The organism is Paenibacillus sp. SRL342, from assembly GCF_984798905.1.
Genome location: NZ_OZ481790.1, coordinates 2,380,525 through 2,395,784 on the forward strand (window position 1 = coordinate 2,380,525; position 15,260 = coordinate 2,395,784).

At 45.8% G+C, this 15,260-nt stretch carries 11 protein-coding genes; all 11 read left to right on the plus strand.

The window, feature by feature from the left end; translation table 11 throughout:
* The first annotated feature begins 228 nt into the window (after positions 1-228).
* Positions 229-1,983: a sensor histidine kinase gene (locus AC4E8D_RS11010; RefSeq protein WP_490206225.1), complete on the plus strand. Its 1,755-nt coding sequence runs from the start codon at positions 229-231 to the stop codon at positions 1,981-1,983.
* A 73-nt stretch (positions 1,984-2,056) separates the two neighbouring features.
* Positions 2,057-3,685 carry a response regulator gene (locus AC4E8D_RS11015; RefSeq protein ID WP_490206226.1) on the plus strand — a complete coding sequence of 543 codons (1,629 nt, stop codon included), beginning with the start codon at positions 2,057-2,059 and terminating at the stop codon, positions 3,683-3,685.
* Positions 3,686-3,808: 123 nt separating this feature from the next.
* A complete protein-coding gene (locus tag AC4E8D_RS11020; protein ID WP_221823458.1) occupies positions 3,809-5,494 on the plus strand; it encodes a type 2 periplasmic-binding domain-containing protein in 1,686 nt (561 codons plus the stop codon).
* Between the two features lie 190 nt (positions 5,495-5,684).
* Positions 5,685-6,575 (plus strand): ABC transporter permease, encoded by an 891-nt coding sequence (locus AC4E8D_RS11025; protein ID WP_017689297.1) that lies wholly within the window; start codon positions 5,685-5,687, stop codon positions 6,573-6,575.
* 29 nt (positions 6,576-6,604) lie between these two features.
* The gene (locus tag AC4E8D_RS11030; protein ID WP_036670224.1) at positions 6,605-7,483 is read left to right on the plus strand and encodes a carbohydrate ABC transporter permease; all 879 of its coding nucleotides are present in this window, start codon (positions 6,605-6,607) and stop codon (positions 7,481-7,483) included.
* Positions 7,484-7,515: 32 nt separating this feature from the next.
* Entirely contained in the window at positions 7,516-8,601 is a 1,086-nt protein-coding gene (locus AC4E8D_RS11035; protein ID WP_490206227.1) for a glycoside hydrolase family 53 protein, read from the plus strand.
* 91 nt (positions 8,602-8,692) lie between these two features.
* Entirely contained in the window at positions 8,693-10,765 is a 2,073-nt protein-coding gene (locus tag AC4E8D_RS11040) for a beta-galactosidase (RefSeq protein ID WP_490206228.1), read from the plus strand.
* Between the two features lie 208 nt (positions 10,766-10,973).
* Positions 10,974-12,413 (plus strand): NAD-dependent malic enzyme, encoded by a 1,440-nt coding sequence (locus AC4E8D_RS11045; RefSeq protein ID WP_490206229.1) that lies wholly within the window; start codon positions 10,974-10,976, stop codon positions 12,411-12,413.
* Between the two features lies 1 nt (position 12,414).
* On the plus strand, positions 12,415-13,137 hold the full coding sequence (locus AC4E8D_RS11050; RefSeq protein WP_490206230.1) for an HD domain-containing protein: 723 nt from the start codon (positions 12,415-12,417) through the stop codon (positions 13,135-13,137).
* A gap of 300 nt (positions 13,138-13,437) precedes the next feature.
* Positions 13,438-14,505, plus strand: a complete 1,068-nt coding sequence (locus AC4E8D_RS11055) for an FUSC family protein (protein WP_017689291.1) — start codon at positions 13,438-13,440, stop codon at positions 14,503-14,505.
* Positions 14,506-14,609: 104 nt separating this feature from the next.
* Positions 14,610-15,101: a pyridoxamine 5'-phosphate oxidase family protein gene (locus AC4E8D_RS11060; RefSeq protein ID WP_339307841.1), complete on the plus strand. Its 492-nt coding sequence runs from the start codon at positions 14,610-14,612 to the stop codon at positions 15,099-15,101.
* Positions 15,102-15,260 lie beyond the last annotated feature (159 nt).

Below are 15,260 nucleotides of genomic sequence, written 5' to 3' on the forward strand. Positions count from 1 at the left end.
AGATCAAAGGCATATACTGAAATTAGAGAGAGCTGGCTAATCGCTGGCTCTTTTTGTGCGTGGAAGTTGCAATTAGTGCAGAAATGTTGGTTTTATCTCCTTCCCCCTTGAATTGGTAACGCTTACGCTAGATAATGAATCGGTTTGTCTCAAAAAAATAGTTTGTCTTTAGCGCTTACATCATTACAATTAATGTCACGACAAATTTAGACAAGGTGAGATGAAAAGATGTCATATCGGACAAACCTGTTTTCCAAAATGGTCATTCTTATTCTGATTATGCTGATTCCTGTAGTGCTTCTGTACTGGTACTCCAATCACAAAACAACAGCTGTTCTCAGAGACGAGTTGAATCGATCGAATAGTAACCAGCTTGAATTTTTCCAAAATCAAGTGAACACACACATCGAACTGTTATCCTCATGGCCAAATCTGCTCATACATGATCCTGATATTGGCAGCTTCCGGCGAATCTATGCGGACAGTAATTACTTTGACCTAGATGCGATCAACCTGGTCAAACGTATTCAGAATAAGCTGAGTATTCAGGAAAGCTCATCCAATTGGGCCACGAAATTATATCTGTATTCTCCTTCGCTGGGTAGGGTGGTTTCCGAAAGGGACGCACGTTCTTACGATAAAGAAGCGCTAAGGGAAAATATCATTTCCGGCTGGGATGTACGCAAAATTCAGGATGGAGAAGATGATCGGTTCATGTTTAGCTGGATTACGGTATCTCCATATGGTATTAAAGACCCGGCTAATCATGCGGAAACGATTATTAAACTGGAGTTTGATAGTGATAACATTCGGGATATGCTGGACAAATTCAAGGACGATGGCAGGCATGACCCCTTCTATTTCCGTGAAGAGTCGGGGGTTATCTATAACCGGACTTCAGACCGTTCATTAACGAATCAGTTGATGGAAGAACTGTCCATCCATAAACTTCAGGACGTTGATAATCGTACAGTAGTGATCGGGAACGAGCCTTACATGGTCAACACGGTGAAATCAAGTACAACAGGCTGGTATTTGGTGGACTATATGCCGCTATCAGATATTCTGAAGCCCATTCACCAATCAAATATGCTGTTCTATTCTTCCATGATTTGTTTGTTGTTAATGAGTTTTGGTGTGGCGTATTTGTTCTATGTTCAGGTGCAGGTACCAGTGAAACAACTCATTCGCGGGTTCCAGCGGTTGAAGCAGGAAGATTATTCCGTGAGAATTAAGCCAAAGGGCCGCAATGAATTCAGTTTCCTGTCCGAACGTTTCAACTTGATGGTGGAGCAGATCCAGCAGTTGTTTGAGCACGTTTACCTGGAACAGATCCATGTGCGTGAAGCTCGGTTGAAGCAGCTGCAATCGCAGATTAACCCGCACTTCTTCTATAATTGTTTCTCCTTCATCACAAGTATGGCGAAACTCAAGCGTATGGACGCTGTTGTAGCGATGTCGCATAATCTATCGCGATATTATCGGTATACGACAAGACAGGAGCGGGACGTGGTACCGTTGACAGAAGAGATTGAATTTGTCAGCTGTTATCTGGAGATCCAACGGATGCGTATGGACCGCATTCATTACAAGATTGATCTGACTGATGAGATGTTAAGACAGGAGGTACCGCCACTCATCGTGCAACCACTAGTGGAGAATGCGGTGATTCACGGTATCGAGGCGGACGCGGAAGCCGGAGAAATAAGAGTATCCGGGGAAAAACAGGGCGGTGTCATGGTTCTTGTGGTAGAAGATGATGGGCAAGGCATGACGCAGGAGGCACGTGAGGCGCTTCTGAATAAGCTCAGGGGAACTATGGATCAGGAGATGGGCTGTGGCCTGTGGAATGTGAATCAGAGACTCCAGCTTCGATATGGGGAGCAGGCTGGGCTGGATGTAACGGAATCGGAACTTGGTGGATTACGAGTTACGCTGTCATGGCCTGCCGAGCAGGAGTTTCTTCTGGAGAATGAAGGATAAGCACTTGGAATGTGCAGCGTATGATGAACGATGGAATCCATTGGCAGAATGAACGAAATAGGGAGTGAATCACTTGATTGATATATTACTGGTAGATGATGAGACATACGTAACAGAAAGTCTGGAACTTACGATCCCCTGGGGAGAACTTGGGGTAACGACCGTGCTGCGTGCCGCATCCGGTAAGGAAGCGCTGGAGATTATGGAGGAAAATGCAGTAGACATCGTAGTTACCGATATTCGAATGCCTGGTATGTCAGGATTGGATCTCATTGCAGAGGTAAGCAAACGCTGGTCTCATATCCGCTGTATCTTGCTGACCGGTCACAGTGATTTTACTTATGCGAAGAAAGCTATTCAATTGCAGGCAGCGGATTATATCCTGAAACCCGTAAACGATGATGAATTTATGAGTTCCGTGTCGGCAGCCATCACGTCTCTTCGCGATGAATGGGATGAATTCGATAAATATCACCGGCTCTTATACAGCCGGAAGTCTGACTATAAAATTTTACGGGAAAATCTCATGCATGATCTGCTGCTGGGACGTGAAATCACGGCGAGGGCACTTCGAGAACAACTGCAACAGTATGAGATTCATATTGATCCGGAACAATCGGCTGTGATGATGCTGATTCGCCTAACAGGACGTTTCTCATCAATGGACCAGCAGTCTCTGGATCTGATGGATTTTGCGGTAGGTAATATTGCTGAGGAAGTACTCGGAGAGCAATTTAACGTGTGGTTTGGTCGCGGACCCCATGAGTGTCTGGTTATGTTCTTGCAGAATCAAGATCAGATCGTAGCTCCGCAGATGGACGTGGAGACGCTGAGAATCTCAGCTGAAACTTTCCGTGAGCATGTCATTCGATATTTACAGGGAGATCTGTCCATGGTAGTTACACCGTCATTTCCCTTTAACGAGTTGACAGCAGCTTATCGAAAAAGTCTGGGTTCGCTTGTCCTTTCAGGACCGGAAGAACACAAGATTATATATATGGACATGGATCAGGCACTCAGCAAAAGACCGGAGAATGATGCAACGCAGGCGCTCGAAGAGCTGTACAAACCGCCTGTACTTCCGCAATTGCTTGAGACCAAGCAATGGGAAGCGGCAGCGCGTAAGCTGAACACGGTCTTTGACGCGGCAGAACAGGTTCGATTGTCCAGAGAACATGTGTATGAGATGTATCTGTCGGTAACCAATGCATTTATGTATATCGCCCATAAACAGGGGCATCTGGTGCATGAGATTGATCATGCGGGATTTGATCTGCTCCTTGCCCATCAGTTGATTCAATCACCCGAGAAGCTGCGGCGCTGGGCAACCGAGATGCTGGCAAAGCTTCAGGAAGAGTTGTCCGATCAGGAAGGTGTGCAGAGCCGCAGACATGTGATCAAGCAGGTTCAGGAGTTGGTGACAAGAGATACAGGACAGGATCTGTCAGTGAAGATGATTGCGGACAAGGTATATTTACACCCCGTATATCTATCGAAAATTTACAAGGCAGAGACTGGGGAAGGTCTTGGGGACTACATGATTCGTATGCGCATGGAGCGTGCTCTGTATCTGCTTAAGAATAGCAACAAAAAAATATACGAGATTACGAGTGAGCTTGGCTATCAAAATCCGCAATATTTCAGCAAAATGTTCAAAAAACATTATGGTATGACACCAAATGAATTTCGGGATCAGGCATAATTACAACAACATTCCAGAATATAGGTTGGCAAAGGTGCAGAAATCTTGATTTCGTATCATAGGCTCAAAGGCCTGGTCAGCCTATAATGAAAGGGTAACCAAAACGATTTAAGGGGGAACAACATGAGAGCGCAATCAACGAAAAAGAGATTCTTGTCGCTTCTCGCTACAACGCTGTGTCTGACTGTCGTTCTTGCAGGATGTTCAGGAGGCAGTGGAGGCGGAGATAATGCAGCTTCAAACACAACAGGAACTGAAAACGAATACAAAGAGAAATACGATCCGCCAGTTACGATTACAACAGCCTGGGGAATTGATCCAGAGCTGAAATTCAAAAATGGCGAATCCATGGAAAATAACGTGGCAACCAAGTGGGCCAAAGATCAATTCGGTATTGAAATCAAATCGTTGTGGTCAGTTACAGATACAAACGGAGCATTTGCAACCAAGCTTCGTCTTGCGATGTCATCAGGACAGGAAATGCCTGATATTGTAAACGTGGGTGATAATCTGCTTGCTCAGGATCTGATTGATTCTGGAATGTATCAAGAAGTAGGGCCACTGTTCGATAAGTATGCTTCGGATACATGGAAAAAAGCAATTGAACAAGATCCAAACGTATGGAACCAATATAGTCGTGATGGCAAAAGAATGGGTATCCCTGTTCTGGACTATGCCTACAACAATGATTATCTATTGTGGATTCGTCAGGATTGGCTGGACAAGCTAAATCTGAAAGCGCCAAAAACAATTGATGAATTAGAAGTTGTTATGGAAGCATTCAAAAATAATAACCCTGACGGTTTGGCTCCTGATAAAGTCACTCCGCTCAGCATTGGTTTCAAAACTTCCATGAATACATGGATGGGAGACCCATCCTGGATCTTCGGAGCATATGGAACATTGCCGTTCCAATGGAATCTGGGGGAAGACGGCAAGCTGGAGTATGGCTCCATCAATCCGGGTATGAAACAAGGTCTGACCAAATTGAGCGAATGGCTCAAAAAAGGATATATCCCGCAGGAAGCAGCTCTATGGGATGAGAACAAAACAGCAGAGCCAGCAGTTGCAGGAACTGCCGGTATTATTCCAGGACCTTACTGGATGAGTGGATGGCCACTTCTCGATACAGTGAAAAATGTACCGAGTGCCGTGTGGAAACCGATTGAAATTCCGTCTGGTCCTGAAGGCAAAGCGATGCGTCACGGGACACAGTTCGTTAATGGTGTTACGTTGATCAAAAAAGACATGGCGCACCCAGAAGCATTCTTTACGTACCAGAACTACCTGTTCGACAATTATGCAGACCCGGCACCAGGTAGCCCTTATGACAATGGTCTGTTTGCAGGCTATGACTATCAATTAGATGCAAATGGAAAACAAATGCCGATTGACGAGATCGAAGGCGGATATGTTAACGTTGTACGTTATTTGCTTGTTCGTGACGGTGCTCGTATTCCAGATGCACAGATGAAAGCTCTGATGAATTTGGCCAATGGCAAAGAGCCTGAAACCAAGCTTGAAAAAGATGTTGCTGTCAACTACGGTAAAGAAACTCCAGCAGCAGCGAAAGTCTTGCTTAGCCAAGAAGAAATTTCCTTCAAAAACATGTTCACAGGTCCAACAACAAAGACAATGAAATCCAAGCTTGACTATCTGAACAAAATCGAGAATCAAGCATTTAACGAAATTATCTATGGCAAAAATCCGGTTGATGCGTTTGATACCTTTGTACAAACGTGGAAATCGGGTGGCGGCGACCAAATCACGCAAGAGGTTAACGAATGGTATGACAGTGTGAAAAAATAGTTACAAGCAGCGCCCAGACGACTAACGTCTGGGCGCTTTTTTATGTTTATTCATGCTAAGGCAAAGTGGTTGAATTTGTGCCATTTATATTGCTTTTATGTGCTGTTTGGACCCCGTAAAAGGTTGATATAATCGCTTTATAAGCCACTCAGGGAGTACTTGAGTAGGAAGAAATACAGGGGGAGCAATCATGAGAACTTTGAAACGCACTTGGCCATTCCACGTTATGCTGTTGCCAGCCATTATCTTTCTGATTATCTTCAGTTATGTGCCTATGGGCGGGATTATTATGGCATTCCAGAACTACAAGCCATGGCTTGGGATTAGCGGTTCTGAATGGGTTGGGCTGGACAACTTTAGATATTTGTTTGAACGTGAAGACAGCTTACAGGTCATCTGGAACACATTGATTATTGCTGTACTTAAACTGATTTTTAATTTATTTGTTCCATTTGTTTTTGCCATTCTTTTGAATGAGGTTCGCAAGATGGCTGTACAGCGAACGATTCAAACACTTGTCTATTTACCTCACTTCTTGTCCTGGGTCATTCTGGGCGGGATTTTGATAGATCTGTTGTCAACAGGCGGCTTGGTTAACCGGGTTCTGGGAACCTTTGGACTCGGGCCATATTTCTTCCTGGGAGACAACAGTTGGTTCCGATCTACGGTCATTCTGACAGATGTGTGGAAAGAATTTGGCTATAACATGATTGTCTTTCTGGCTGCCCTTGCCGGAATTAATCCAGCATTGTACGAAGCAGCGGAAATTGACGGAGCAGGACGCTGGAAACAGACACTGCACATTACAATCCCTTCGCTTGTGCCGATGCTGATGGTTGTAGGAACACTGGCACTTGGTAACGTACTGAATGCCGGATTTGACCAGATATTCAACTTGTATAACCCGCTCGTATATCAAACGGGTGACATCATTGATACATTCGTATATCGTTCCGCAATGCAGAATGGTGAGATGGGCTTTGCAACCGCGATCGGATTATTCAAATCGGTCATTAGTATGATCTTGATTCTTGTATCGTACAGCTTAGCCAAAAAATACGCTGGATATCGCATATTCTAAACGAATGAACAGAGAAAGAAGGGACCACGATGTATCATAAATCATTGCCTTATCGCGTGTTTAATATAGTCAATACCTGCTTTCTGATTTTGGTCGCCATTATGTGTATTGTACCAATGATTCATGTACTGGCAGTATCCTTTAGTACAAAGGCTGCTGCCGACGCCAATCTGGTCAATCTCTGGCCCGTAGGTTTTTCACTTGAGGCATACAAAAAGACGATGAACAATCCAATTTTCTTGAACTCGCTCTGGATTTCACTTCTACGTACAGTAATTGGTACAGCGATTACCTTGCTGATTACGTTCCTGGCGGCGTATCCGTTGTCCAAAGAGAATAGTGAATTCAAAGGCAGAACGATCTACTCCTGGATTTTTGTATTCAGTATGATTTTTAACGGGGGACTGGTGCCATTTTACATGGTTATCCAGAAGATCGGGTTGATGGATTCCTTCTGGGTACTGGTACTCCCAGGGGCAGTGAATACATTCCTTGTCATTTTGATGCTGAACTTCTTCCGCGGTATTCCAAAAGAGCTGGAGGAAGCGGCGCTGATGGATGGAGCTAACCATTTCAGAACATTATTCAGGATCTTCCTTCCCATTTCGATGCCGTCCATTGCAACAATTGCATTGTTCAGTATGGTGTTCCACTGGAATTCCTGGTTTGATGGATTACTCTACATGAATAACGCCAAGGATTATCCACTTGCTACATTTATGCAAACGGTCATTATTGGACGTGATATGAGTAGCATGAGCATGAATCCAAAAGAAATGGAAGCTCTCTCTCAAACCACGGTAAGGGCAGCTCAGATCTTCATCGGAAGTGCACCGATATTGATTGTGTATCCTTTCCTGCAACGTTTCTTTGTCAAAGGTATGACGTTGGGCTCAGTTAAAGGCTGAGCCTGTACCCCAAATTATTGGAGGTTGATACAGTGAGCAACTTGACGGAAAAGACATTCATTCTGGGAATGGATGTGTCCTTTATGGATGAAATCGAACAGCATGGCGGGAGTTATAGTGATGTGGATGGCAAGGAACAAGACTTGCTGTCCATCCTGAAGATTAATGACGCTAACGCGATACGACTTCGAATCTGGAATGATCCTGTTGGTGGATTCTGCAATCTGGAGCGGACGGTGGAGGTAGCCAAACGGATCAAGGAACAGGGCCTGCAGTTTTTGCTTGATTTCCATTATTCTGATCGCTGGGCTGATCCAGCCAATCAATGGAAGCCGAAAGCATGGGAGAATCTGTCCTATGAAGAGCTTCAACGTGCGGTATGCATGTATACGGCTGACGTTCTGAGAACGTTGAAGGAACACGATGCGCTTCCAGACATGGTGCAGGTGGGCAACGAGATTACACCAGGCATGTTATGGAATGAGGGACGTGTCGGTGGAGAAGAGCATGATACGGATGAACAGTGGGAGCGTTTTGCAGGCCTTGTGAAGTACGGAATTGCTGCGGTCAAATCCGTTGACGCGGATATTCAGATTATGATACATATTGATCGTGGTGGAGATAACGCCGAGAGCCGCAAGTTTTACGATCGCTTTGAAGCACTGGGTGTGGAGTTCGATATCATTGGTCTCTCGTATTACCCTTGGTGGCATGGCACACTCGAAGCGTTACGTGACAATCTGCATGATCTGGCTGAGCGTTATGGCAAACCGATCAATGTAGTTGAAACCGCTTATCCATGGACGCTGGAGCAGCCGGAAGGCATTGAATGGATTTTGAATCAGGAAGATATGTTGTTACCAGGATACCCTGCAAGTGTAGAGGGACAGACCAAATATCTGAAGGATCTATTGCAGATTATTCGCGAAGTTCCTGGTGGTTTGGGGCACGGATTCTATTATTGGGAACCTGCCTGGATACCAAGTAAAGAAGAATGGTCCGTCGGTCATCCGAATAACTGGGGCAACCTCACCATGTTTGATTTTAAAGGTCGCAAGTTGGAATCGTTTACAGCACTCGCGTCTGTTGAAGAATCAGATGTCGTGTCATACGTGTAATCTAGCGTAATATGTATCGTCTGTGAAGTCGTTGTTATCGTTATCGTATATAAACTAAAAAAACAGTAATTAAAGCAAGGGAGTTGTCCTTATGACATACAAATTTCCACCTGTAAGTTCCAAAGCCCCGCACATGTTGCATGGCGCAGACTATAACCCGGAGCAATGGCTCCGCTATCCTGAAATTCTGGAAGAAGATATTCGCTTGATGAAGCTTGCCAAGTGTAATGTGATGTCCATTGGTATCTTCTCGTGGGTATCCCTTGAGCCGGAAGAGGGCGTATATACATTCGAATGGCTGGATCAGGTGTTGGATCGTTTTGCAGCTAATGGCATCTATGCATTCCTGGCTACACCAAGTGGTGCGAGACCAGCATGGATGTCCGCCAAGTACCCAGAAGTACTCCGTGTCTCTGAGAAACGTGTCCGTAATCTCCACGGTTTCCGTCATAATCATTGTTATACTTCCCCGGTATACCGTGAGAAGGTTACTGCGATCAACACAAAACTGGCAGAACGTTATTCGGATCATCCGGCTGTAATCGGCTGGCATATCTCGAACGAGTTCGGCGGAGACTGTCATTGTGATTATTGTCAGGAAGCATTCCGTGGTTGGGTTCAGAAGAAGTATAAAACACTCGATGAACTGAATCATTCGTGGTGGACCACATTCTGGAGCCATACGGTTACAGACTGGAGTCAAGTGGAATCTCCGGCTCCACACGGTGAGACACAGGTACACGCAATGAATCTGGATTGGCGCCGTTTCGTTACGGATCAGACAGCTGATTTTATCGTGCATGAAACAAAACCATTGAAAGCTCAGAATCCTGATCTGCCAGTCACAACAAACCTGATGGAATTCTATGGTGGTCTGAACTATTGGAAGTTCGCCGATATTCTGGATTTCCTCTCTTGGGACAGCTATCCGACTTGGCATGATGCAGATGATGACGCGAAACAGGCATCCCGGATCGCCATGATGCATGATATCGTTCGTTCCATCAAAGGCGGTCAGCCGTTCTTGCTGATGGAGAGTACTCCAAGTTCAACGAATTGGCAAGATGTTAGCAAGCTGAAAAAACCTGGCATGCATCTGCTCTCTTCTCTCCAGGCTGTGGCACACGGCTCCGATAGTGTTCAGTACTTCCAGTGGAGAAAAAGCCGGGGGTCCAGTGAGAAACTTCATGGTGCGGTGGTAGACCACGTAGGAACGGAACACACTCGAGTGTTCCAAGATGTCACCGACGTAGGAACGGCTCTTGAAGGCATGGAAGCCATTGTAGGAACAGCGGTTCCGGCAGAAGTTGCAATCATATTTGATTGGGAAAACCGCTGGGCCGTTAATGATTCCCAGGGTCCGCGTAATATCGGTGTGAAGTATGAGCAGACCGTGGAAGAGCATTACGAAGCGTTTTGGAAAAAGGGAGTTGCTGTAGACGTTATTGATATGGAAGCAGATCTGTCCAAGTACAAGTTGCTGATTGCGCCAATGCTCTATCTGGTACGTGAAGGTGTTGGGGAACGCATTGAGAAGTTTGTAGAACAAGGCGGTACGTTTGTAGCAACTTACTGGTCTGGTATTGTTAACGAAAACGATCTGTGTTTCCTGGGTGGATTCCCGGGCCCACTTCGTAAGACACTTGGCATCTGGTCCGAGGAAATTGACGGATTGCATGACCGTGATCTGAACGGAATCATTCCGGAGAAGGGCAATGAGCTTCAACTCAATACAGCGTATGATGCAATTGAACTGTGTGATCTGATTCATCTGGAAGGCGCGAAGTCACTGGCTACGTACCGTTCTGACTTTTATGCCGGACGTCCGGCATTGACGGTTAACCAGTTGGGTTCAGGAAAAGCATATTACGTAGCGACACGTCTGAAAGCGCCATTCTATGATGATTTCTATGCGAAACTAATCGCTGACCTGAACATTGAGCGTGGACTTGAAACCGAGTTGCCTGCCGGAACAACGGCACATACACGTACAGATGGTACAGCAGATTATGTGTTTGTACAGAACTACACACCAGATGAGAAGCTGATTGAACTAGATGGACAATCCTATACCGATCTGCTCAGTGGTGATGCTGTGGAAGCAAGTCTCAGCTTGAAGCCATATGACATTTGTGTTCTGCGCAGACCGGCTGCCCGGAAATAATATAAGTTCATCCTTACTTTATAAACGGAGTTAGGATAGAAAGAGATTGCCCTGAAACGCCTGCATTGGTGTTCAGGGCATCTTTTTTATTTTATGCATTTGGCTGTTGAACCACTTTTTCTGGACAAGATAAAGGATAAACGTGTCCGCGCAGCGAAGACAAACACGTAACATGTAACTCAAGACTTTCAGTCTGGGAGGAATGGAAATGAATCAAAGAAATCTGGATGGTAACAGCATTATTATTCGACTGGAAATGACAACTAAGGATATCAAGTTTGGCGAAGTGGCTTCGGCCATCTCGGAAGCTGGGGGAGACATCATTGCCATCGACGTGATTTCCACCAATCAGGATGTAAGCGTGCGCGACTTGACGGTCGCAGTTACAGATGCACAAGATAACAGTAAAATTATAGAAGGGGTGCGCCAGCTTAAAGGTGTGTCCATTATTAATGTATCGGATCGGACGTTCCTGCTTCATCTGGGCGGTAAGATCGAAGTAACACCAAAGACCCCGATTCAAAACCGGGAAGATCTGTCACGTGTGTACACTCCGGATGTGGCTCGTGTATGTTCAGCCATTTCAGAAGAACCCGGCAAAGCCTTCTCATTGACAATTAAACGGAATACTGTAGCCGTCGTATCTGATGGCAGTGCGGTACTTGGACTGGGCAACATTGGTCCCCGTGCAGCGATGCCTGTCATGGAAGGTAAAGCGATGTTATTCAAACAGTTTGCTGGTGTGGATGCTTTCCCAATCTGCCTGGATACACAGGATACCGAGGAAATCATACGTACTGTGAAAGCGATATCACCTGGTTTTGGCGGCATTAATCTGGAGGATATCTCGTCACCGCGTTGTTTCGAAATTGAACGTCGTCTGAATGAGGAATTGGACATTCCTGTATTTCATGATGACCAGCATGGCACAGCGGTTGTGTTATATGCCGGTCTGATCAATGCACTCAAACTGGTGGGCAAGTCCATTGAAGATGTGAAGATTGTGGTCTGTGGTATCGGTGCAGCAGGTGTGGCATGCAGCAATATATTATTGTCCGCGGGAGCCAGCCGGCTTATAGGTGTCGATCGTGAAGGTGCAATTGTACGGACACAAACCTATGAAAATGAAGTCTGGAGTGATTATGCAGCTCGTACTAATCCCGAACTGGAGACTGGTTCGCTGCGTGATGTCATTCGTGGAGCCGATGTGTTCATTGGCCTATCCCGCGGGAATCTGTTAACTCGCGAAGATGTACAGACCATGGCAGAAGATCCAATCGTTTTTGCAATGGCAAACCCGGTGCCTGAGATTATGCCTGCCTTGGTGGAAGACATTGTTGCTGTAATGGCAACAGGACGATCCGATTATCCGAATCAGATTAACAATGTGTTATGTTTCCCGGGCATGTTCAGGGCAGTTTTGGATTGCCGAGCCACCGAAATTAATGAAGAAATGAAGCTGGCAGCTGCGCAAGCGATTGCTTCGGCCATTACGGACGAAGAGCGTACACGTTATTACATTATTCCGAGTGTGTTCAATGATAAAGTAGTCAAATCGATGCGCAGTCGTGTAATTGAAGCAGCTATTAAGACGGGTGTAGCTCGACGTATTCCTCGTGAACAGGCCCGTGAAGGCGGGGAATCGTAAGATGTCAGAGAACCCTCTTCAACCTGGTGGGAATCTGCAAGAATTAGGGCACATGCATAATATAGATGGAATAACGGCAGGAGAGGCTGTTCTGCGCGCCGCCCGATCCTTTGTTCAAGGGGACTCATCCAAGCATAGTGATGGTCATGACTGGCCGCACATTGAACGGGTAACGGCACTTGCGGTTGAACTCGCTCACCGCATGGGTGCAGATCCATTTGTCTGTGAGCTGGCTGCATTATTACATGATGTACCGGATGAGAAGCTGAATGAGAGCTTGGAAGCCGGGATGGCCAAACTGAATGACTGGTTGGATACCCAGCCTCTTGACCCGGATATTCGTAATAAGGTTGTGGGTATTATTAGCACCATCTCATATGCGGGAGGTCAGCGTCCTGCGGTCAGTTCGCTTGAAGCACAGGTTGTTCAGGATGCAGATCGACTGGATGCACTGGGTGCGATTGGGATCGCGCGAACCTTTGCCTTTTCAGGCGCCAGAGGGCGCGAGATGTACGATCCGTCCCTTCCCCCACGGGAGCAGATGACCCGTGAGGAATATCGCAATGGGCGCAGCACAACGATAAATCACTTTTACGAGAAGTTGTTCAAGCTCAAGGATCTGATGAATACCTCCTATGGCAGGGAGCTGGCGGAACAGCGTCATGAATATATGGTGCAGTTCGTGAACCAGTTCAAAAGGGAATGGGAGGGCACGGACCGTTAGGCAGGCATAATAAGCATGAGCATTCCACAGAGGTATCATAAGTAACAGAGGCGAATCTTTGAAGTGGTGAAAATCCATTTTGAAGATTTGCTTCTTTTTGGGTTAATAATGTGTATGAACATACATAAAGGAATCAATTTCATAATACCTCTGACTTATGACATGGCAACGGAAGACCTTACATGGTACAATAAATCGTTCTCCTGAATGAATTCAGGCAAAAAAAGAAATATGGGGTAATAATGAACATGATTATCAAATGTAAAATTTCAGGTTCGGTAAAGAGGAGGGGTGATCACCATGTCGTTTGGTGCACGTGTACTTAAGACGGGGATCGCGGTCACGCTTGCCTTGTACCTAAGCAGTCTGTTCTTGAACCCGCAATCTCCCGTGCCTGCCGCAATCGCGGCTATATTCGCCATGCAGCCTTCCATCTATCGTTCCTGGAAATACTTCCTGGATCAATTGCAAACGACCACGCTGGGAGCTATTGTCGCCCTGGTGGGGGGCATGGTGTTGTCCAATGAGCCAATCGCTGTTGGATTAATTATTGTACTTGTCATCATGATCTGTCTTAAATTGAATATGGGTGAGACGGTTGGCCTGACACTGGTCACGGTTGTATCCATTATGGAAGCATCGGGTGACTGGCATTTTGCACTCAATCGTTTTCTGTTGACACTGGTTGGTATTGTATCGGCGTTTCTCATCAACATTACGGTATTTCCGCCGAAACCGAAGGTTCAGTTCGTGAAGCAGATCCATAGTGTATTCAGCGGTATGTCGTTGCTTCTGCGAACCTCGATCTCGGATGAGATCAAGGAAGTTGTATTCCGGGAGGAGAAAAGCAACCTGGGCGGTTCCATTAAGTCTTTGTCCGACAAGTATAACTTGTTCGAAGAGGAACAGAAAAAGATGAAACGTTCGAAATTCAGCGAAACTCGTCAGATGGTGGTCTACAAACAAATGCTGCTGAGTCTGCAAAAAGGGTATGAGGTGCTGGATTCGGTGGAACGCCACTATTTCCAGGCACCGCGGACAACGGCCATGGATCAGTTTTTTGACTCACATCTTGAACTGGTTATCAAATTCCATGAGCATGCACTGCTCAAGTTCGAGGATAAGCTGAAGCCTAATGGTGAAGAGGCCGCACAGTTTGTATTGGATAATGACCGTTTCATGGAGCAGGCGATCACCCAGTTTGATATCGACAAGGAAGGGATGTTACGATTGTCCATCGTGGCTGCTGCGATCTATGATTACGGATATCAGCTGGAACGTTTGAATCGACTTGCCGAACATGTGCATAGCGCTAGCGAAGACAAAGAATCACAGGATAAAATTTTGAATTGGCTTAAGTGGCCTTAATGCGAATTGCGCACCTGCTTGGCGATCATATACAATGTAGTTACAACATTGCCCGGACAATCGTGTCCGGGTTGTTTTGTCATACATACGGCTGAAGGGCATGAATGAATATTAACGAACTGAGGGATAGAGACATGATTATAGAGGAATTGGACGCTGGACTAATGGAATGGTTGAGTGGGACAAATCTGGCGCATAAACAGCATGAAGCCATGCAACTGCTGACCGTATCCGAGGATCAGTGGCCGCATCAGGCGATGATTAGTATGGGGGAAGTGATTGCGATAAATCCGCATCAGCTAAGACTGGCTTTATGGCAGGGTACACAGACCAGTATGAACATGAGCAAAACAGGCAAGGCTACCTTGATTGCGGTTCAAGGACATCGATTGCTGCATATTCGTACAGAAGTAGAACGGCTGCCTGAGATGAAGGGGGCTGTCCATCCGAGAGATCGTTTTGAAGCACAAGTGCTCCATGTACGTGTGGATTACGCGCCATATGCGGAGATCACTTCAGGAATAACCTTTCAATTAAAAGATGAACTTGGAGCAATTACACGCTGGAAAGAGACGATTGAAGAATTACGAAAGTAGGCAAGAGTAGCTAAGTCAGTTGAGGACCCGGTGATTGGGTAATAATGAAGAAGAAAACAACAAAAAACGCCTCCGCTTGCATCGGGACGTTGTCACTGGTACAATAAAAAATGGTTTTCAGAAAATTAGAACTAATTAACATATAATTAAAATGTTTAC